Origin of the sequence: Loigolactobacillus zhaoyuanensis (assembly GCF_003946385.1) — a bacterium.
GTDB lineage: Bacteria > Bacillota > Bacilli > Lactobacillales > Lactobacillaceae > Loigolactobacillus > Loigolactobacillus zhaoyuanensis.
The window spans coordinates 1-20,923 of sequence record NZ_RHOE01000031.1; the positions used below are offsets into that span (position 1 = coordinate 1).

General features: G+C 46.3%; 23 protein-coding genes and 1 riboswitch. Of the genes, 9 read left to right on the forward strand and 14 right to left on the reverse strand.

Going from position 1 to position 20,923, the window contains the following annotated elements; all coding sequences use genetic code 11:
* Positions 1-348: 348 nt before the first annotated feature.
* From EKM76_RS07640 to EKM76_RS07655, 4 genes are all read right to left on the reverse strand, one after another.
* On the reverse strand, positions 349-1,764 hold the full coding sequence (locus tag EKM76_RS07640; RefSeq protein WP_125550098.1) for a flippase: 1,416 nt from the start codon (positions 1,762-1,764) through the stop codon (positions 349-351).
* A 143-nt stretch (positions 1,765-1,907) separates the two neighbouring features.
* On the reverse strand, positions 1,908-3,083 hold the full coding sequence (locus EKM76_RS07645; protein WP_125550099.1) for a polysaccharide biosynthesis protein: 1,176 nt from the start codon (positions 3,081-3,083) through the stop codon (positions 1,908-1,910).
* Positions 3,084-3,087: 4 nt separating this feature from the next.
* Complete coding sequence (locus tag EKM76_RS07650; protein WP_225417898.1) at positions 3,088-3,708, reverse strand: YveK family protein; 621 nt, start codon at positions 3,706-3,708, stop codon at positions 3,088-3,090.
* A 118-nt stretch (positions 3,709-3,826) separates the two neighbouring features.
* A complete protein-coding gene (locus tag EKM76_RS07655; RefSeq protein WP_125550100.1) occupies positions 3,827-4,759 on the reverse strand; it encodes a glycosyltransferase family 2 protein in 933 nt (310 codons plus the stop codon).
* A gap of 378 nt (positions 4,760-5,137) precedes the next feature.
* Between EKM76_RS07655 and EKM76_RS07660 the strand changes: the two genes are divergently transcribed.
* Positions 5,138-5,509, forward strand: coding sequence for a GtrA family protein (locus EKM76_RS07660; RefSeq protein ID WP_225417899.1), 372 nt, complete (start codon positions 5,138-5,140; stop codon positions 5,507-5,509).
* 226 nt (positions 5,510-5,735) lie between these two features.
* Here EKM76_RS07660 and EKM76_RS07665 read toward each other — a convergent pair whose 3' ends face one another.
* The 6 genes from EKM76_RS07665 to EKM76_RS07690 form a co-directional block, all read right to left on the reverse strand.
* Positions 5,736-6,209: a hypothetical protein gene (locus tag EKM76_RS07665; RefSeq protein WP_125550102.1), complete on the reverse strand. Its 474-nt coding sequence runs from the start codon at positions 6,207-6,209 to the stop codon at positions 5,736-5,738.
* Positions 6,210-6,214: 5 nt separating this feature from the next.
* Positions 6,215-6,403: a helix-turn-helix transcriptional regulator gene (locus EKM76_RS07670; protein ID WP_125550103.1), complete on the reverse strand. Its 189-nt coding sequence runs from the start codon at positions 6,401-6,403 to the stop codon at positions 6,215-6,217.
* 190 nt (positions 6,404-6,593) lie between these two features.
* Entirely contained in the window at positions 6,594-7,310 is a 717-nt protein-coding gene (locus tag EKM76_RS07675; protein WP_225417900.1) for an ABC transporter ATP-binding protein, read from the reverse strand.
* A 35-nt stretch (positions 7,311-7,345) separates the two neighbouring features.
* Positions 7,346-8,356, reverse strand: coding sequence for an ABC transporter substrate-binding protein (locus EKM76_RS07680; RefSeq protein WP_125550105.1), 1,011 nt, complete (start codon positions 8,354-8,356; stop codon positions 7,346-7,348).
* A gap of 29 nt (positions 8,357-8,385) precedes the next feature.
* Positions 8,386-9,165, reverse strand: a complete 780-nt coding sequence (locus tag EKM76_RS07685; protein WP_125550106.1) for an ABC transporter permease — start codon at positions 9,163-9,165, stop codon at positions 8,386-8,388.
* A complete protein-coding gene (locus EKM76_RS07690) occupies positions 9,134-9,430 on the reverse strand; it encodes a thiamine-binding protein (protein ID WP_125550107.1) in 297 nt (98 codons plus the stop codon). Before EKM76_RS07690 ends, EKM76_RS07685 begins: the two co-directional genes overlap by 32 nt.
* A 239-nt stretch (positions 9,431-9,669) precedes the next feature.
* Positions 9,670-9,774: riboswitch (TPP riboswitch) on the reverse strand.
* A gap of 181 nt (positions 9,775-9,955) precedes the next feature.
* On the opposite strand from EKM76_RS07690, the gene EKM76_RS07695 reads away from it, so the two are divergent.
* Complete coding sequence (locus EKM76_RS07695) at positions 9,956-10,234, forward strand: AbrB/MazE/SpoVT family DNA-binding domain-containing protein (protein ID WP_125550108.1); 279 nt, start codon at positions 9,956-9,958, stop codon at positions 10,232-10,234.
* On the forward strand, positions 10,234-10,599 hold the full coding sequence (locus EKM76_RS07700) for a type II toxin-antitoxin system PemK/MazF family toxin (protein WP_125550109.1): 366 nt from the start codon (positions 10,234-10,236) through the stop codon (positions 10,597-10,599). Before EKM76_RS07695 ends, EKM76_RS07700 begins: the two co-directional genes overlap by 1 nt.
* Before the next feature lie 377 nt (positions 10,600-10,976).
* On the opposite strand, the gene EKM76_RS07705 is transcribed toward EKM76_RS07700, so the two are convergent.
* The 4 genes from EKM76_RS07705 to EKM76_RS07720 form a co-directional block, all read right to left on the reverse strand.
* Positions 10,977-15,068 carry an MBG domain-containing protein gene (locus tag EKM76_RS07705; protein WP_125550110.1) on the reverse strand — a complete coding sequence of 1,364 codons (4,092 nt, stop codon included), beginning with the start codon at positions 15,066-15,068 and terminating at the stop codon, positions 10,977-10,979.
* Positions 15,069-15,356: 288 nt separating this feature from the next.
* Positions 15,357-15,605, reverse strand: coding sequence for a DUF2922 domain-containing protein (locus EKM76_RS07710; RefSeq protein ID WP_125550111.1), 249 nt, complete (start codon positions 15,603-15,605; stop codon positions 15,357-15,359).
* A gap of 378 nt (positions 15,606-15,983) precedes the next feature.
* Positions 15,984-16,187, reverse strand: a complete 204-nt coding sequence (locus EKM76_RS07715) for a hypothetical protein (RefSeq protein WP_125550112.1) — start codon at positions 16,185-16,187, stop codon at positions 15,984-15,986.
* 117 nt (positions 16,188-16,304) lie between these two features.
* On the reverse strand, positions 16,305-16,799 hold the full coding sequence (locus EKM76_RS07720; RefSeq protein ID WP_125550113.1) for a sigma-70 family RNA polymerase sigma factor: 495 nt from the start codon (positions 16,797-16,799) through the stop codon (positions 16,305-16,307).
* 286 nt (positions 16,800-17,085) lie between these two features.
* On the opposite strand from EKM76_RS07720, the gene EKM76_RS07725 reads away from it, so the two are divergent.
* The 6 genes from EKM76_RS07725 to EKM76_RS07745 all read left to right on the forward strand — a co-directional run bounded on the left by EKM76_RS07725 (position 17,086) and on the right by EKM76_RS07745 (position 20,916).
* Entirely contained in the window at positions 17,086-17,958 is an 873-nt protein-coding gene (locus EKM76_RS07725) for a hypothetical protein (RefSeq protein WP_125550114.1), read from the forward strand.
* A gap of 37 nt (positions 17,959-17,995) precedes the next feature.
* The gene (locus tag EKM76_RS13460; RefSeq protein ID WP_164507620.1) at positions 17,996-18,163 is read left to right on the forward strand and encodes a hypothetical protein; all 168 of its coding nucleotides are present in this window, start codon (positions 17,996-17,998) and stop codon (positions 18,161-18,163) included.
* Between the two features lie 94 nt (positions 18,164-18,257).
* Positions 18,258-19,148 (forward strand): conserved phage C-terminal domain-containing protein, encoded by an 891-nt coding sequence (locus EKM76_RS07730; protein ID WP_125550115.1) that lies wholly within the window; start codon positions 18,258-18,260, stop codon positions 19,146-19,148.
* Positions 19,132-20,466 (forward strand): DnaB-like helicase C-terminal domain-containing protein, encoded by a 1,335-nt coding sequence (locus EKM76_RS07735; RefSeq protein ID WP_125550116.1) that lies wholly within the window; start codon positions 19,132-19,134, stop codon positions 20,464-20,466. The genes EKM76_RS07730 and EKM76_RS07735 overlap by 17 nt, the downstream gene beginning before the upstream one ends.
* Positions 20,467-20,512: 46 nt before the next feature.
* Positions 20,513-20,698 carry a hypothetical protein gene (locus EKM76_RS07740; RefSeq protein ID WP_125550117.1) on the forward strand — a complete coding sequence of 62 codons (186 nt, stop codon included), beginning with the start codon at positions 20,513-20,515 and terminating at the stop codon, positions 20,696-20,698.
* Between the two features lie 11 nt (positions 20,699-20,709).
* A complete protein-coding gene (locus tag EKM76_RS07745) occupies positions 20,710-20,916 on the forward strand; it encodes a hypothetical protein (protein ID WP_125550118.1) in 207 nt (68 codons plus the stop codon).
* The last annotated feature ends 7 nt before the right edge of the window (positions 20,917-20,923 follow it).

Sequence of the window (20,923 nt, forward strand, 5' to 3'; positions counted from 1 at the left end):
CCTGTGTTCGTTATTGTTTGGTCGCTATAACAATAACACGGAAGGTGCTTTTTTGGTACACCATTTTGGTGAAACTCTCAATCAAAGATAAAACGATGGTGTAGCAACATTCTCGTTAAGGTTTAGGAACAGATATGCATAATTCAGGTGTATAATTTATTATAAAGGCTGATAAATCCATCTGTAAACCGACTTCATCTAGTTAACTTGGAAAGGTCACAGAAACTTCAAACTTCGAATAATCTAATGGTTAATATAAGTGATATTTAAAATACGCTCATTGATTGTTAATTAATGAGCATAACAATCAGCCAAATAAAAAAAGCAACAACATGGCTGCTTTCCCTTTTAACGTCCAATCAACTGGCGGACTTGCTTAATAATTTGTGCGCGTAATAACACGATGATCACCGCATAAATCAACACGCCGACACCAACTTCGATCAGCAACCACATGGTATTAAATGGTTGGGTCACGTTGAGCCAGAAAACGACGGCAAACATCGCCCCACCGGCGAGTAGATATTTCCATAGATCAGCGAATAAATGGCGGACCGATAATTCATCGCGGACAATGTACAACTGATAAATCGTTACACTGGTTTCCGACAAAACGGTAGAGACCGCCGCACCAGCTGCACCAAAATTCATGATCAGTGGAATATTCAAGATCAGGTTGACAACCGCGCCGATGGTCACTGAGATCGTGAAATCGCGATTACGGTTGGTCGGCATTAAATATTGCATCCCCAACACGTTACTCCAGGCGATCACTAAAATCGCCGGTGCTTCCAGCATGATCAAGGTATTGGTGGCGGCAAATTTAGCACCAAAGAACCATACAGCGAACTTCGGCGCGATCGCGGCTAAGCCCAAAGTCATTGGCACCGAGGCCGCAGTCACGAAATCAAACGAACTGTACAAATAACGCCGCACCTGCGCGGTATCACCTTTGGCAAAAGTATGCGCCACCCGCGGCAACATCACTGTCCCCGTGGCGGTGACCACCGCCAACACCATCTTAATGATCTTATCAGAATTATCAAAAAAACCAGCCGCAGTGACGCCAGTAATGTTCCCTAGCATCGTTTTATTTAAAACTAAGTAGATCTGAGTAGCAATTTGTGGAATAAATAAAACCAGCGCCGGCCGCAAATGCCGCACTAAATTGAATGTGCGCCAAGAAACTTTGACCAAATGTCGGCGTAAAAATGGCCATAACGTCAAATTACCCACAACTTGCGAACCAGAAATGATCAAAATGTAAATCGCCAGATCCTGCGCACTTTTAACAAACGTGAAGATAAGGATCACTGAAATGATTTTCACGATCACATTGCGGACCACGGTCGTTTGGAAATCCTCCAAGCCCATAAAGAACCAAGAAATATCAAAGGCCGCCGCCGTGATCAACAGCGACTGCATCAATAAGTACGTGTGGTATTGGTTCGTCCAACTGAGGTAGATGAAAAAAGCGGCCTCGGCGACAATTATCGCGCTGAAACGCAATAACTCAATTTCCCAGAAAGCCTTGGCCAACTTTTGCGGATCATCGCGGTAAAATGCGACTTCCCGATTCCCGTACATGTTGATCCCAATACTACCGAACAAAACGAAATACTGAATGATCGAATTCGTATAGGCGTTGATCCCAACCCCAGTCGGCCCAATCACCCGCGCAATATAAGGCGTCGTGATCAACGGCACTAGCAGCAGAAAAATCTGATAGCCAGCATTATAGAGATAATTTTTTACAACTTTCATGAAAAGCCTCATTTCTAAAGAGTGGAAAAAGAGGCGTCCAGATTATGGAGTCTAGCCTAGCTGGACGATAAGATACACGTAAGTGAATCGTTCGGCCAGCGTAGCTAGATGCAATAATCTGCCTCTTTTTCCACGTTTTCCCGCTACCCGCTCTCCGGCAGGCGGAAACTTTCCGTATCCGCCAGTAGCGCTAGCACAAAGATATTATAGGAAATATCCAGTAAATGCTGATCGATAATACAGCTGATAGCTGTCACTGCGATCAATAAAGGTAATAAATAATCGCGGCGCCGAACTTCGCGCCAAGCAAACCAGGTATATCCCACCAACAACGCTAGCGCAACCAATAAACCGAAGCTTAACAGAACGGATAAGTACGCCGAATCGATGAAGAAATACTCCTTGGTCACTAATTTGCCAGTAAATTGTTTAAAGCCCAGTGTGCCGCCCCAGCCGGTTGTTTCGATCACCTGACCAAACCAATGCAGATCATAGCGGTCAAAGGCAGTACGGCCTAAGCGTAAACGAGCCGACAACAAATGATTCAATTCTTCCAGCCATTTGATTTTTGGTGAGTAAAAATAACTAAGTCCCAGCGATAGCGCCGCACCAATGGCCATGGCGCCGACACTGAGCCAGCTGACCAAAAGCGCTGGTTTGATACCCTTTTGGATCAGCCAATAAACGGCGAGCAACACCAGCAAAATTCCGATCAAAACCGTATCCAAGCGCGCATCGCAGTAATGCCAGACAAACCAAGCAGCAAATAAGTTGATCAGCCAATCAAACCACTGAAAGCGGCCTTTTTTCACAGCTGCATAAGTCAGTAATAAATATAAAACATGCGCGGCAAAGTCAGTCGGGTACTGGATACCAAAGGAATTCCGATAAGTGCCCGCCCGCAAATAACGTAAGTTAGGAATTAAATCAACGTAGGCCGAAACAAATATCAGAATAAAGGTCGCTAAGCCGACTAACAGCGCCGTTTTAGCAATTTTTTCAAAGCTCACTTGGCGGGCACCGATGACTAACAAATAAACGCCGATCAAAACGTAGCGGCCCGCGGTACGCGCTGTCCAGGCAACTAGCACCAAGCCAGTCAACATGATCAGCCACTGACCCATACTGTAGCGATCGAAGGCTACGATTTTAGTCAGCAGTAGCGGCACAACCACCGCCAGCACTACCAACTCAAAACGTGGCGGCAAAGCATCATTATACATCGAAGTCGCAAAAAAAGCGTAGCAGAAAAATAAGCTAAATGCACTTAGATACAGGCCAGTCGCGGTGACCCGACTATTAGTCGATTTCATCACCATTGCGCTACCTCCGCCAAACTGTATAAATAAACGTAGCCAACACGCCGAGGTACAGGCCAAATAACAGCCCACCGAGGGTCAACTTTTGTACGCGGCCGCCATTAAGTAAGGTTGCTCGCTTCGTTGTTGCCTGCTCAATGATTTGGACTGTGCCGCTGTTAGGCACTAGTTGTGGCAGCCGCTGTTGGAGCGACTTCGCCAATAAGTTAGCCGTTTGCGCCGCTAACTTGGGGCTAGAACCTTGCGCATTTAATTTTAAATTTAATGTGTTTTGAGCAACTGATGTGCTGATGCCGGCGACCAAGCTGTTCTGATCACCTTGGTAAGCTTTATTTTTAGCTAATTCCGTCTGTACTGGTGCCACGATCGGCGTGGTTTTGGCTATTTTGCGGTAGGATGCCATCGCCCAAATGTCGGCGTTGCGCTGGTTGGGGTCGTTGTTGGGATGGTAGATCATCACCGTGCTCGACGCTGAATACGTCGGCACCGTCGTCCGCTGTGCCCAAAAAAAAGCCCCCGCCGTCGCGATTCCTGCAGTAACCACCCATATGTACCAGTATCGGCCTAGCGCCAACAGAAATTCCCCAAACGAAAGTCCGTCGCGCGTTGAATTGCTCATCATCATTGCTACCCTCCAAAACTAATTTCACGGTCGGTAAACCGACATTATCTAGTTTAGCAAAAAACCGCACAGATTGCGCGGTTAGTTTTGTTAAAGTTAGTTTAAAGCCGACTATTTAAGCTTATTTCTTCTCTTTAATGATATAGATCGGCCGCTTTTTGGCTTCCAGATAAATACTGCCGATGTACTTGCCGAGAATACCTAAGCACAGCAATTGTAGGCCGCCAACCATCAGAATCACCGACACCATTGACGCCCAGCCGGTGACCGAACCGCCATAGATAATTTTGCGCACAATGACAAAGGCGATCCCCATCAGCGAAACTAAAAAGGAAGCGAAACCGACAAATGAAGCCAACACCAACGGCGCATCCGAGAAATCAACAATACCGTCGATCGAATAGCGGACCAACTTCCAAAATGACCATGACGTTTTGCCAGCAACGCGGTCGCGGTTTTCGTAACTTAAATATTTAGTGTTGAAACCGACCCAACTTAAAATCCCCTTGGAAAAACGATTATATTCACTCATCGACAACACCGCGTCCACCACTTGGCGAGTCATCAAACGAAAGTCGCGGACCCCATTTTTGATCGGCGTTGACGAAATTTTATTAATAAAACGGTAAAAAGTGTTGGCAAAAAATGACCGAATCACCGGCTCGCCAGCCCGATCGATCCGCCGCGTGCCGACAACGTCGTACCCTTCATCTTCGATTCCCGCCAACATGTCGACTAATTGTTCCGGCGGATCCTGCAAGTCAGCATCCATCACCGCCACATAATCACCGGTAGTCGCCTGTAAGCCTGCGTATAGCGCCGCTTCCTTACCAAAATTACGCGAAAACGAAATGTAATGAACTTGCTGCGGATCTTTTTGCTGCAAATCGCGCAACACCGCCATTGTCGTATCTTGGGAGCCATCATTAATAAACCAATATTCTAGCTCAGCGCCACGCAATTGTGGCTTGACCGCTTGCAAAGCCGCATAAAAAAGCGGAATTGTTTTTTCTTCATTAAAGCACGGTACCACTAACGAAACTTTTTTTGTCATTTTATCCTCCGCTAAACTTGTCTAAGCCTAATTATCGTAGAAACAGCCGCTAACATCAAGCCTGAATGACCTTAAATTTGCCTAACATTGACACAACACCAAGTTACAGGTAAATTTATCTAGAGTGCGTTGCAAAAGTGGTTAGATTTTGAGCACTAGCCTAGTAAGGCAATAAACAGCACGCAGTGATGTGTTTGACTTGCGTAGCTATGTGCAGAAATCTACTTTTTCAACCACGTTTACACAAAAATAGCTCTTAAATTTATCTAGAGTGCGTTGCAAAAGTAGCCCCACTAGCCTACCAATGCATGCCAACCGAAGTTTAGTTTGAACAGGAGTGAATGACTTATTATTGCCTTATTTAAAAAGTATCAAGCGGTGATCGCTTATTTATTCTTCGGCGGTCTGACTACGTTGATCAACATTGTGGTGTTCGCCGTGTTGAATCCGCTGATGAATTATCAAGTCGCCAACGTGATCGCTTGGTTTCTTTCTGTGTTGTTCGCCTACATCACCAACAAATTGTGGGTCTTCTCATCGCAAACTCACGGCATCAAAGCCTTGACCAAAGAAATCAGCTCGTTTTTCTTTTTCCGAGTCCTGTCGCTGATCATGGATGTTTTCATGATGTGGCTGGGGATCTCGGTGTTACACGCCAATCCCGTATTGACTAAGATCGTCGATAACGTGGTCGTTGTGGTGGCGAATTACTTTTTCAGTAAACTGTATATTTTTAATAAAAACAAATAAGCAACCTAGCAGCGTTTTGTTGGCGAAATAAATATTTACGTTAGCCTAAAAGCATAGAAAAACCACGACCGACTGTTAGCAATCGCTCGTGGTAATGAAGTCAGGCAATGGCTTTATTTACGTACTAGAACCGCAACTTGGCCAAGTTTGCGGTTCTTTTTTTACCAATTTTTACTATTTGAACCACGGAAACACTGCGCGGCAATTAGAATTAACCTGAGCGCGCCTACAGTCTATACCGCCAGCGACCAATAATATACATCAAAATGCCAAAAACCACGCCGCCGATCACGTGGCCGCTGATCATATGCCCGTTGATCGGTTCGCCCATAAAAATATTAAGCCCAATTAAACCCACCGCAAAAAAAATTGCTTGGTAACAGCTTCGTCGTAGCAATCGCCGCCGTTTACGCTGGAGTTCGTTATCATCAGGCACGTCGACTTCATCCAAGCGATGATAAATAATTTGAAAGCCCATGTACCCTGAGATCCCTAACGTCAGGACGAGCACCGCCACTAGATCCAACGGGAAAGGCGCGCGATTGATTACAATGTAAATACAACGCGCTGCTAAGTAAACCAAACTACCTATATAAACGCCTAGCAAACAATCGGCCATCATCCGCTGCAGCTCACTTAGTTGGCGTTCATCCCGCTCCTCTGACACCCCTAAAAACCATTGATACATTCGTTTACGCATCGCAACTACCCCCAAAATAGTGAATTTAAATCTGTGCCCAACGCTTTAGCCAACTTGACGATCAAATCTAATGAAGGATTGTATTTATCATTTTCGATCAAATTGATCGTTTGCCGCGAAACGCCGATTGCTTGCGCCAAAGCCAACTGAGTCAAGCTTTTTTCCTTGCGGTACTGTTGCACTCGATTCGACATTGCGCTGGTCACCTCCTTCATTTAAGTACATTATATACGACTTTTGCGGCTAATGTCAAGTATATGTGACACGCTTAATTGCAAACAAATAAGCGGTCCGCACCTTCATTTCTTATTTTCTAAATAAAGAACTTAACGAACCATGAGTACTGAAAAAGGCACATTCCACTATTGGGCGTGTGCCTTTTCCTTACTGCGCCAGCAACTCTAAAATCTGCCGTTTATAGGTCAAAAACTGGCTGGTCAATTCAAATTCAGCGTCCCGCTGCGCGCGCGGCGGCAGCTGTAGTTCTGCCGCAATTTGTGCTGGCTGGCCGCCGAAAACGTAAATGCGATCCGCCAACACTAACGCTTCGTCGATATCGTGGGTCACTAGCAACGTGGTCAGGTCGATCTGCGTCATCATTTGCAGATACCAACGGTGCATTTCGCGTTTGGTGATCTCGTCAAGCGCGCTAAATGGTTCGTCCAACAACGCCACTTGTTTACCGAATAAATAGGTACGCAATAAGGCGGCGCGCTGCCGCATCCCACCCGACAACGAACTGGGATATTGATTTTCCGTACCGGCTAAGCCAAAGGTGGCAAAATACGGCTGCACCTTGGCCAACGCGGCTTTTTTAGTCATCCCTTGCACTTGCAGAGGTAACGCCATGTTGCCGGCGATCGTGCGAAATGGCAGCAATAGATCTTTTTGCAGCATGTAGCTGACTTGGCCGGTTTGGCCGGTGATGTCGCTATCGTTGAGCTTGATCTGCCCACTGTCGGTTGGCAACAGCCCCGCAATAATATCGAACAACGTAGTCTTGCCGGAACCGCTGACCCCCAGTAAGGCGACGATCTCACCTTGATTTAGGTCGAGACTGACCGCCTGTAAAACTTGTTTGGTGGCGAAAGCTTTGCTCACCTGCTGTACTTGCAATAAAATTGGACTCGCCTCACTTATTTAGGTAAATATTGGTTGGTGAAGCCGGCACCTTTCTTGATCGCGGGCTGGACTAATTTTTCCTGATTCAACCATTGATAGAAACGATTCCACCGCTTAGGCGCCATGTAGCCCCATTGCTTGACCTCGGCTTGGTACTGGCCGCTGATCCATTCCTGGCTGGCGTCGACTAATTTAGCCTGTTTGCCCTTAAATTCTGGCACTTTCTGCTCTAGAATTTTGGCCGCTGGTTTAGGATGCTTGATCGCGTACTGATAGCCTTCCGCCGTGGCCGCCAAGAATTCCTTGGCGATTTTGGGATGCTTTTTCAAATAATCGTTGTTACCGATCAAGACTGGCGTGTAATAATCAAAGGTAGGGTTCAGATCCTTTAACGCAAAATAATTCACCGGGTAATTCTGAATTTTGGCATTAATGCCGCCCCACGCGTAGTAAACCCAGATATCATCGACTTTTTGCGATTTTAACGCTGCAACTTCATCGGTGGCGTTGCTCGGCATTAACTGCACTTTTTTATAATCGCCGCCATCTTGGTTGACCAGTGTTTTAATGATCGCCTGTTCGATCGGCAAATTCCAAGTGGCGTAACGCTTATCGGTCATCGCTTTCGGACTGGTGATGTCGTCTGCTTGGCGTGACATAATACCCGACGTATTGTGCTGGACCAAGGCGGCGATCGCCGTGATCGGCATCTTTTTACTGCCACTCATTTCCGGCGCCATCGTATCTTGATAGGAAACGCCAAACTCAGCTTTACCGGCGGCCACTAAGCCATCAGCGCCGCTCTGGGGTGGCTGGACGATTTTCACTTTCAAATGATGCTTTTGGTAATACTTTTTTTGTTGGGCAACGTACAAGCCGGTATGGTTGGTGTTCGGCGTGTAATCCAATACCACGGTGACCTCAGTGGTTTTCGGTTGCGCTTTTGGCTGACTACAACCAGCTAACCCCAGCGTAAGCATACTAGCCACCACACCTAAAAATATAAATCGACTGCTTGATTTCATTTCATCCTCCTCGATTTTAAAAACATGCGTCACTTAATTTTTTCGGTCGCTGTCTGTTTCCACGGCTCGGCCCAGCGCTGCAATAGCGTCACTAAACTCATTAGTAACAAGCTTAAAGCGGTGATCAGCACGATTGCCGCAAACATTTTATCGAAGGCATAGGCTTTCATCACCCGGGTCATGTAGACACCGAGGCCGCCAAAACCGCCGACCCATTCCGCCACCACCGCTGCGATCACCGCATAAGTCACCGAGATCCGCAGGCTGGCGAAGAAATGATCCAGCGCGTAAGGTAATTTGACGTACCACAAGACTTTGCGGCGACTGGCACCCATCGAAGCCATCAGCTGCAACAGATCGGGATCGGTAGTGCGCAGCCCAGCCAGCGTCTCCACCGCCACCGGGAAAAAGGTGGTGACGATGATCAGTGTGACTTTCGGTAGCATCCCGTAGCCCAACCACAAAATCAGTAACGGCGCGATGGCTACGGTTGGCACCGTTTGGCTGACCACCAGCAGTGGATAAACCATGTGGTAGATCGGGTCAAAACGATCCATCACGATCGCGATCAGAACGCCTAAAAGGATGCCTAGCAATAAGCCGATGATCGTTTCGCCAAGCGTGATCCACATATTTTGCATGAGCAAGCTAAAATCAGCCTGGAACGCTAACCAAATATCCGTCGGCGCCGGCAGTAAAAACCGCGGCACGATCGCAAAACTGACTAACCCTTGCCACAAAAGTAGCCCCACCAGCAAAACTAGCCACGGGCCCAGTTTAATGCTGAAATTTTGTCGTTTTTTCCGCAATTGTTAGAACCTCACCTTGTGCTTGATAGTGGATCTTGACGTAAACCATATCGCTGGTTGCCCCAGCTTGCGCCGCCACCAACGGTACTTGGCGCACAATGTCCATCAACGTTTCGTAGTCGCCTTCCAACGTGGTTTCAAACGCACTCACCTGATAAACCACCTTAGTCGTTTGAATATAGGCAATCACCGCATCAACGATCGCCACCACTTTTTGCGTGTCGACACCTAATGGTAAAACCTGAATGGCAATACTTGTATTCATTATGTTCCTCCTTTTTTTGACGTAATATCTACCAACAGTAAAACTTTACTAAAACTAAAGTGCCGCAAAAAGCGCTCCGATTCTGAGTACTACCTACTACCTTTCAATCCCTCCCCAATTAGATTAGATAACTAAAGCGTTGGCATTCAGGCACCACCCGCTTTTTAATGCTGGCTGAAAGCCTCACAAGTTGCATTAACAACTAAAAAAAGGCCCACTCCCGTTATAGGAATGCGCCTTTAACCGCACAATGAGCTCCCTACGCTGGTCTTAACCAAACAGGTTTAAAGGGTCGGAAATTTATTTCCTCTCAGCCGCTACGCGCAGCACCCCTGCTTTCAATGATTAGAATTATAACCTATTTCAGGATGGAAGTAAAACGGTTACAGTAAATATGGTGCGATGAACAAGTACAGCACGACGCTTGAAAAATAGTGACTTGGTAATCGATCAATGAGTTGCACAACGTATATCTTGTTAATACAATAAGCACGTGTTATTATTATAGATGAGGAGTGATCAATCATGATTAAAGAAGAATACTTGGGGATTTTCAAAACCCGTAAACAAGGAAATTCAATTGCTGTCACCATTCCAAAAAATGCTGGTATTGAGCCAGGCGTAGAACTTGCCGTAACTCGTATTAACGATCAATTGGTTTACGTTCCAGTTAAACCTGTTAAACCGATTAATCTTTTCGCGACAAATGCGGTTAAAAAACACGATTTTACCCAAGAAATAGCTGATCTCGGCTACGATCCAGATACGCTTACCCCGATCGGTCACGAGAGGATCGCTGACTGATGGCGGTTGTACCGAAACAAGGAGATTTTGTCTGGCTAGATGCTGAACCACACGCTGGCCATGAAATTGGCGGTCATGATCCAGCTAAACAAAACATTGCTCGACCTTTTTTAGTCGTGAGTACAACAGAATTCAACCAAAACACACCTTTCGTCCAAGTGATGCCCATAACGCATACACTACGTGAAGACGATCCGTTGATGATGCAGATCATCGACCCGGCGTTACAGATAACGGGTATGGTCCTGTTTGCTCAATTAAAAGGTTATGATTACCAAGCCCGGCATGGCGCAATTATTGGTCATTGTCGCCCTAATGTCTTAAAAGCTGCATTAAAAGTTATCAGTAACATTTATGGACTCTGATAACGTAATTTCAACAAACTTTTCTGAGCACTAGTTTTATTTTTACAGAACTTCACTTGCCGGGGAAAATAATCAATAGCCGTAAATAATAATTATCTGAATGTTTGAACTAAATCACAACATGTGCAGTTAGCGTTGACTACATTAACGCTTTAAAAATTTACATTTAATGTGGTGCCACTTGTTGCACTTTGACGTTAAGGATTAAATAATGTATGCCGCTAATCGCACCACACACACCGCCTAATAATGTGTCTCAAGCAGTTTTTTTATGTCGAAGGTTTAAGTATGCACTTAATTCATAGCAAAAAAACCGCCTAGCAGATTAATAATTGTTAGGCGGTTCCTTTTAGTTAAATATCATAAATCAGACTTAATTACTGCGGTGCATTAACGTCGTCATCGTTTTTACGTTTCCTGATGCCAAACAGCCCCAGCAGACTGGTTAGCACTGCGACTAAGCCAACTGCAGTTAACCCGGTGTCGTTGGCGGCGCCAGTTTGCGGTAATTTATGCGCTGTCGTTGCCAGATCAACTACCTGATTAGTTGGTGTAGCGGCCAATTTAATCGGCGTGCCTTGCGCAGATACTGCCGTTGGTTGAGTCGTTACGCGATTAGATACTGAACTTGGCTCCGGCGTTGTCGGTTTCGTTGGTGTTGTCGGCGTGATTGCTTGATTAATTTTGGAATAAACCACAGTCCGATAAAGGTCGCTGGAATCGCCGTTGATCGTAATGCCGGCAATTTGGGTCGCTGATGCGGTATAACCGGTAATTTGTGGTGAAACGACTGCCGCAAACGTATCACCGCTGACAGCCGTCCAAGCGCCATACGTTTTGGCACCGGTGACTTGATCAGTGGTCACTGTCCGCACAAAAGCCAGCGTTGCTGTAGCGGGTGTATCGGCCTGCGATCCATCGGCGTAAACATAACTGATCGTTTCATTGATCGTCTTATGCGTCGCTGCATAATCTGGGTCCGTTGGGTCAGCGGGTGTCGTCGTGCTGAACTTATGCTTCAACGTGACCGTATAGGCTTGATCGTTATTGGTATCCGTAGCGAAAACGATCCCTGCTTGCGGAACGTCATCGCTGACTAAAACATAGCCCTTAGCGGTTAAAGCAGTGATCTCAGTGGCTGTCGTGTAGCTACTAGTCGTCCCTTTATCACCAGAAATAGCATCGACTTTGATCGTTGTACCCGTAGTTGCATCAACGTACGTGATCGTTGCATTTTTCGTGTTCGCGATATAACTGATCCGTGTATCAACGGTTGGCGCAGCTGGTGTTGGTGGCGTATAGCCTGCCGCTGGATTCGTTGGGTCAATTGGGGGCAATGGTTTGCCATCATTACCCACTGCGATATAGCCTGGCACGTAAGGAATTACTGGGTTAGCTGGATCGTTGGTTGGCGTGGTCACCTTGCCGGGATCAGTTGGATCAGTTGGGTACGGCGTTGTCGTCGGTGTCCCACCATTTGGCGGTGTCACCACATAGCTACCTACTTTTGTATACTGATATGTTACCGTTACATTAGTAGCACCAATAGTACCGCTGGCGTTAGTCGGTGTGGCAGTTAAAACATAGCCTGAGATCACTGCCGGACTAGTGGCATATTGATCACCCGTTGTAAAAACGCCCTTGTCAGTGGTCGCGGTTTTAATTGATGCATTCGTTGCGGCATCAACATATTGGGTCGTCACGATCGGTGTGATCACAAAATGACCACTAATACCGATATTGTGGGTGAATAAGTACAGCGGATTAGCCGCTGCAAAAGCATTTAATCCTTGATCGCTTAATTTCACTACGTAAGTCCCTGGATCTTCACTGGTGATGCCAGACAAATCGAGATCACCAGAACTTGTGGCAACGCGATACAGACCAGCCGTATCGGTTGCGGTCCAACCAGCGGGCACTTGATAAATACTAGGTACCTTAACTAAATAACTAGTTGGATCAGTGCTAGTCGTCCCATCATAAACCTTACTCTGATCTTGGACTGTAACTGCCGTCGCCTGATCAACATCACTTTGATTAACTTCTTCTTGATAATAAATATTATACGTATTCCCTGTACTGATCGTGGTCGCTGATGAAATTGGGTCAGTGATCTGCGGATAGCTTTGTGGCGTGGTCACCGAACTACCCACTAAAACATAAGTCCGCCCACCTTGAACAATGGTCGTCGGTAAAAAGTCCGTGGGATCATAGGTAGTTTGTGCGGCGCCAGTCGTTGTTTTTGTCCCTAAAACGACCCCAGTTGGCCCAACCAGGTTGTAAGTATCCTTTACTTTACCGACCGTCAATGTGTACGGATAAACAAAATTGGTATAGCTAGAATCAAGGGCGTAGGCTCCGGTGACACCTAGTGCATTAGCAACGGTTGCCACATTATCATATCCGCTTAAGGTAACCCCATAAGCGCCTTGTGTATAGGCTGGATCACTGGTTAAATACATAATGGATGAATCAGGGGTTGCGGCATTAGTCCCAATGTAGCCTGAGGTCACACCAGAGCCATTATTAGCGACAATTGGAACATCAAATAATGTGTCACCAACAGTACTGACTGATGCAAATTGAATTCTGAAAGTTTGTCGCCCATCATAGTCGGTCAATTGGGTCACAGTCAAACCAGAATAACTGATCCCCTGGTCTGCCAAAGTTGCCGCAATTGCGGCCTGTAAAGTGGCCGCTGGTGAGGTCGACGCGATGTACTGCCCGGTAGCATCGACTGTGGCAATATTGAAGCCGGCTGGAATGATGATAAATTCAGTTAGATTATCAACGTCAACCGTACCGACATTATTATTTAATAACCGTAATTCTAGCGTTAGACCAGAACCGTAAGCCAACGTATATGACGAGCCCCCATCGGCGATAGTCACATAATAGTTACCTGGGTTAAACTGCGAAGTCGCCGTGGCTGTGTTAACACTTATCGACCCCGCCTCGATATTCGTGGTACTTAAATTCAAGCCTGCGTTCGCTGTATTTAAAGTTGCCAATGCAGCAGCAGTGAAATTAACAGCATAATTACCGTTAGTTGTTAAGTCAACTTTGTCCGTATTAAAATAAGAAATGGGTACGTTGTAAACAATTGAATCTTGCCCAGCGTTATCGTAGTTAACCGTCCAATCGGCAGGAACTACCATATTACGATCCAGCGTCACACTGATCGTATCCGGTAGATACATACCCGCTGAGGCTGGCGTCGTTCCGATGATCACCTTGCTATTATCCAAAATCGTAAAGCGCCCAGCAACCACCGTATCAGTAGTAACTGCATAATTAGGATTGGCGGCCTGCAGATCAGCTAACCCTTGTGCACTAAGAGTCACTGGATAAGTTCCCACCGTTTGACTAGTGACGCTAGTCAAATCGCCGGTACTAACTGGTACATCATAATAAACCACAGACGTATCAGTGCTAGTGGTACTACTTTTAGTCCAAGTCGCAGGTGCCGTTAAAAAGCTAGGTAGCGAAACTTGATAACTAGTCGGCATATTAGTCGCATCGTTATCGTAGTACTTTGATTGTGAAATAACATTGATCGATTGTGAAGGCACAAAAGCAGCCTTGATCGTCAATGTGCCAGCAATCACGTCATCCATCGTGATGGTCACACCAGGATTAGCAGCTTGAATTTTAGCCAGACCAGCTGCAGTCAGCCTAATAACATACGTGCCCACATTCTGAGAGACGGCACTCAAATCAATATCACCTGAGGATAAAGCGATCATTGTGTCATTGCTCCCGGACAAATACCAAGCAGCTGGTTCCTTTAAGTTACTCGATAAAGTTACTTTAAACGTGATCGGCGTATCAGTTTGATCATCATACGTTTTCGTGGCATCGCCTAATGTGATCGTATTTGCCGCTACCTTAGCCGTCGGCGTACTGCGCAAAACAACTTGGTTTACAGCGTTAGCAGCATTGGTTGTAGCGTTTACATTGTTCGCTGTTCCTTGTTCCCCACTAGTCGCCGCTGTACTAGTCGCCGCTGTCGCCGATTGGCTTGTAGCACCAGCACTACTTGCCGCTACCGTTGGCACAACATTATCAGCCACTGAGTCACCGGCCGATGTTGTACTTGCTTGCGCGCTGTTTACCGCCGACACGGCACTTGCTGCACTGACCTGGTCGGTAGCAGTTGAGCCAGTCGCCGGCGCGTTGCTTGTTGGACTTTGACTACTCGCCACTGCACTTTGTTCCGTACTATTCTTTAAGGTCACTGACTGATCAGTTAACTCACTTGCAGCAGAAGTCGTCAGCGTACCATCAGTGTTGGCTGAATGATCAGACGTATCAGTCGCCGCTGTAGCATTCGTGGTGATACCAAAAATTAGCGCTGAACCAAGCGCCGCCACCGAAATACTGGCAAATAACCACTGCTTTCCTGCCTTATACATCTTATAACGCTGCTTGATATCGCTTTCCGCACTTAACAATTTATGTATTTCCATTTTGCTCACCCACCAATTTAACTAATTTCTAAACTTAGATCGTTATTGCGATTAATTTATTTATAATAATGAAATAATTATTACGCCTTTATTTTAGTGCTTAAGTTATTTAAAATAAACTGTTTTTTTAATTTTTTTTTGTTTTTTTTGAAAAATAAAATCATTTATTATGTATTGTGTCACGCTGCTCTGCTGATAATGGCACATTTCAAAGCATACAAGCCTCATTTTCAAGCAATAACTACGCAAAAAAGGATACTCAAAAATGAGTATCCTTCCTTGAACCAATTACTCAGCGGCTGCCGCTTTATCAGCGTCTGCGCCACCGAAAATTGGTGTGACTGTCCGTTCAACGTACTGCGCCTTGATCGGCAGCGCGTACGGATTGCAGGCTTCGACTTCGAACATCTTCAGATCGGCGATGGTTTGCATCGCTGTTTTGACCGTTGTTTCTTCCAAAGTCTGTGCGGCGTAGTTCAACCGCATGTGCTTGGTTTTGCCGTTTTCGCTTTTGAATTCCATATCAAGTTGTTTCATGGGAAAGCTCCTCTCTGTGTTGGGATAGGGATAGGTGCAATGTGCTACTAGACAGACCACAGATCAAACGCTGGGGCGAGCGTAGGTTCTGTGGTGAGGCTCAGATGGAAATGTGTGGCTGCGCTCTGCTGGTTAGTTGAAACGTGCTAAATTAGGCAGACTTTTCCGCTCAGCTACGCTATGAGAACGAGCCACTGTGTGTCTCTTATCTCCTAGCTAGGCTGATGCTCAAAGTCTAAGCGCCTAATTTACCACTCTGATCGAAACGTGCGATGAAGCGCAGATTCCTGCGGTTAACTACGCTAGCCCAACTGTCTGCTGCGCAGCCAATTCGTCTAGCTAGGTTAATCCTCAGAATCTCCCACACTTCATCCCACTCTAGCCTACGTAGTCGTGTCGTTCGTATGTCACGGCGACTGCGCCGGTGTAGCCTTCTTCGGCGAGTTCAGCGATGGCGGTGCCGAACTTGTCGAATTGGTCAGTCGTTGTGCCTTCTTTGATGTTGACGAACTTGTGCGTCGCTTCACCGTCGATGTTGTCGCCGACTGTTTTAATTTCTAGGTTAGTTTTTTCCCAAACCATGTGATGACCTCCTCATCAATTTTAGTGTAGATTAACTCATTTTGAAGGTGCAAATGCGGCCGCTATTTATCCCTTCACTTATATATACGTTTGAGCAAGTCGATTTGGGACATTTTTTTAGAAATATTTTTTTGTCTTACGCGAAAGCCCGGCACGCCAACGATAAACTGTCCGGCGATCGATCTTTAATTTGTGGCAAATTTCGGCTTGTGAAAAATCATTGAGATAAAATAGGTCGAATATCTGCTGTTCGCCGCTAGTGAGTACCTGATCCAGATCCTTGAAGGCCAAGCGCATGTTCAATTGTTTAGTCGAATCCTTAGCAAAATCTATCGGCGTTGTCTCACAAAATTGCTGATAACGGTTTTGTTTGCGCCACAGGTCGATCATCTGCTGGCATAATTTGGTATATAGATAGTTCTGGCGGCTGATCCGTGGCTGCGTTTTTTCATATAGACAGTACGCATCAACGTACGCCAGTAGGCATTCTTGAAAATAATCGTCAAAGTCATCTTGCTGCCGCGTAATGTGGCACTGCTTTAACACCCCAAAAATCAGCTTCTTGTTTTGTAGCGCATCGCTAAATGCGGCGTTGATCAATTGATTTGTCATTGGATCACAACCTTTTCGTGTAGTGATCCTAGACGTCTAGGACACCAATAAGCATACTTGTCAAATCGGTGTAAGCGCAAACAACGAAAAACGCGAAAATACAACGCTTTAAAATGACCTTTCGCGCTATAAAAGCCTTTGTTACGTTGGTCTAACTTGTTTTAATGCGCTGTTCATTATATTTTTATTAGAATATTAGTTTCGTCTAAGGTAACCGGTTACCTTTTTAATTTATACTAGTATTCACGCTATTCAATAGCGTAAATCTGTGAGTTGGAGTGAGCACATGCAGGAAAAGAAACCCAAGTTAGTTCGACCAAAGGGAATTGGCGCTGACACCATTTATTATGATTTGAATCAATTGGACGCGGTCGCAGCTAGAATTGATTTAGTCGATCACGGTCGCGTGCGGCCGACAACGATTTTCATCGGTCATTTACCAGTAGAAAAACAGCTAGCTGGTAAAAAATATCAAACCTTGATCGTTGATATTGACGGTAGTGCCGTGCTTTGTCCGCAGCCGACGAATTTGATCATTGAAGAATTAAGCGCGCTCAAAACAGCGAGTTTACGCTTTTATCAATGGTTAGCACTTGCACTAAATCTGAACCAGTTGCCCTATTTCAGCGGTATTAATTCATTTATACCCAGTAATAGCCAAATCCGACACCAGCCTTCTTGGGTCGGTATTCACTGGTATGCAAGCATGCGCACGTTTGAAAAATCCACTTTGGTCACCTTTTTGCGACCACAACAGCGCCAAAAAGTCGTCATTCGCCTGGAAATGAGCGCCGCACGACTAACTGAGCAACTGACCACCGTTCATACATTGATCGTTAACACTAATCATATTCTGACTGACTTCGTCAAAGACGAGACGCCCTATAATACGTTGATCACCAGCGTTCCGCCAAATATACCGGAGTCAAGCAGCCTACAATTACCGCAAATTAAGCCTGCACAATTAATTGATTTTATCTTAAAAAATCACGATTATGATATTTGCTGTATTGCTGAAAATTTTTTACAAGAGCAGGAAGAATTTGACATTAGTAGCGCCATTGAAGCGGCTAAGTACGGTTCACGCCCACCACGTGCGCTGACCTATGGCCGTAAATTATTAGAACAAAAGCAAAATTCGCAGCGTCCGTCAAAATAATCATCACTGCCAAAAATGTCCAGTGGGTATGACATTTTTGGCAGATGAGTTGCCATTTTTGGCATTTATTTTGCCACTTTTGGCACTTTTTCTGCCATTTTTGGCAGGTTGGTCTGCCGCTTTTGGCAGGTCAGCTAAATTAGTACTAAAAAAATTAAAAAAAATAAAGCGTCATAAAGCGTATTCTAACAACGTTTCTAGCTGACGCTTATTTTTTTTGCAAAAAAGAATGTCCCAAATCGGGTTGCTCAAACGTATATATAAGTGAAAGGGTAAATAAAATAAAGGAGTCGTTGGTTTTGAAACCATTATTTATTATCTCAAGTACTTTCTACGAGCAACCTGAATTTATTCAACTACGTCAATTAGCCACCAGTAAACAGCAAGCAAATACGGCAACTGCTTTATGGGTTCGTGCGCTAGCCTGCGCCGCCCGCTTGCAAAAAGCTGGCATCATCGCTTTTAGCGTTGAGCAACCTTTGACCACCCATGATTTTGCCAGCTGGTTAGACATTGCCCGACCGGCTCGTGTAGCGCCAATCTTGCAGCTGCTCAGCGATTGCGACTTGATCAAAAAAAGCGCCGACCAGCATTACCAAATTTGCCACTGGGAACGTTACGTGGTGCCACCTGAAATAGCTGCTAATTATCACGGTTGGGCCAAATTTCGTTTACCTGATGAACCGCTGACGCCACACACGGCCACCGCGCAACCACAACTGACCCAAGTCACACCGCTGGCACTGCAATCTTATACCCCGATCCAGCGCCAACGTTTAGCCGCCAGCACCAAAAAAGTCCTGACCTACTTGCAGCAACAATCTGGTAAACAGTTCGACGCCACCGAAACGGTTCAGATCCTGTTAGCTGACCTGTTTAGCCAAAAAGTAACGATGAAGCAGGTCAAGCAAGTGATCGACTGGAAAATCAAAGACTGGCGCGACAGCGATTACTGGAAATTTGTCCGACCACAGACGCTATTTGGTCCGAAGTTTAAGCAATACTTGTTAGAGGCGCCGCCACTGCCAGCCGCTAAAGCACCAATAACACAATCGCGCACCGATTATTTACGGACCCTGTTCAATGTTTGTAGCGGCGATGTTGATTTAGCGATCCAGCGTGCCGCTGACGAAGCCATTACCACCGATCACAAAGAAATGGAGGCCATTGGTCATGCCCTTGGACACTAATGTTGTACATTATTTGCTCCACCACCCAGAAACGCTGAAAACCGTCACCATCGACGCCAACTGGTTTAAAGTAAAAAGTTGCCACGAATTTATTCAGTTCTTGCTGGCCCAGCCCGGCCCGTACCGTAATTGGATCGAGCTGCAACGCCGCTTTCAAGCCGCCTACCCGCTGGCGTTTGAAGCTGACGAATGGCAAAGCTTAGAACAGCCAGTCGCCAACGAAGCCATTTTTCAAGATAGCTTGCGCACACTACAATTTTGGTCCGTCCAAAATGACGTGCAGGAGGCCGCCCAAGCTTATTCTAAAACGCCTAACGATGAGAATTTAACCACCCTGCAGCAGCTAAGCAATCGTCTAGCCGAGCTGAATCAGCCCAAGTTACCCACCCGCAGCATTCAGGAACACGGCGCTGATTTGATGCAAGCCTTGGAAACCCGCCAGCCTAGTGGTATCAAAACTTTTATCAACGTCGACGAAGTACTGAATGGTGGCTTGCGCGGTGGCGTTTTATGGACAGTCGGCGCCCGCCCTGGTATCGGTAAATCCGCCTTTGCCGTCAACTTGATCCAGCGCGCCCTGCACTACCAGCCGGAACTGACCGTTGACTTATTTTCGTTGGAAATGACCGCCACCGATAATTACCAGCGCACCGTCGCCCTGCAAACTGGCGTCGCGGTCGGTAAGTTCACCGATCCAGCATTTAATCTTAACGACGCTGAAAAGCAGCAAGTCCGCAGCGCCATCGGTCAACTGGATCAGCAACACTTGCAGCTGCACGACAAGCTGTTAGTACTGCCGCAGATCATTAAAGTGATCCGTGACCACGCCCAACACGCGACTAGCGGCAATTATGTCGCCGTCATCGACTATTTACAAATCGTCAGCTTAGATCGTATCGCCGCCCGCCATGATCGACGCCAAGAAATCGAAGCCATCACCCGCGAATTGAAATTGCTGACTAACGAACTGAACATCCCGATCATCCTTTTTTCCCAGCTTAACCGTGAACTGGAAAAACGAATCGACCGCACACCGCAGCTCGCTGACCTCCGCGAATCTGGCAGCATCGAGCAAGATTCCAACATCGTCAGCTTTCTCTACCCAGTCAGCGCCGACGAAGAACGTAAAAGCGTCCGCCACGTCAACCTAATTTTCCGCAAAAACCGTTCTGGCCGCCTGACTGAGCTGGCATTTACCTTTGAGCCTAGTCAAATGCGCTTCACCCCGCAGCTGATGGCGCAAACTGAAGTGGCTGTCGGCGACGGTCACCTGCAAATGCAGCACGACGTGATTCCAGTTGACGCCCACAATCACTGATTTTTAAGCGCAACCTGACTCTGAATAACGAATAGGAGGCTCCACTATGTTACCAACAATTACCGTTAGCACCGCCAAAACGCACCTCAACCGCCTGGTCCGCGAACTCGATCGCACCGACGCCGCCCTGATCGTCCGCAACACACGCACCAACGATTGCATCGTGCTACTTGCCGCCCATAAATGGCGCAATGAGCTGGAACAGCTGTTAGGCGAAGATTTGAATTTATAAGGAGGCCCAATATGGATAATGGACGGATTTACGAATTACCGATAACTGATTTTTTTGGCCGGATACTGTATTCCACCGATGAAGTCTGCTGTCTGGGTAATTATTACTATCGCATCAACGACGCCGCTGAGTTTTTGGAATTCCTGCGCTTTTTGTGTCAACACGAGAATAACGCAGAGCCGATACTGCGGACGCTGGGGGCAGAACCGGCGATATGAAAGGTGT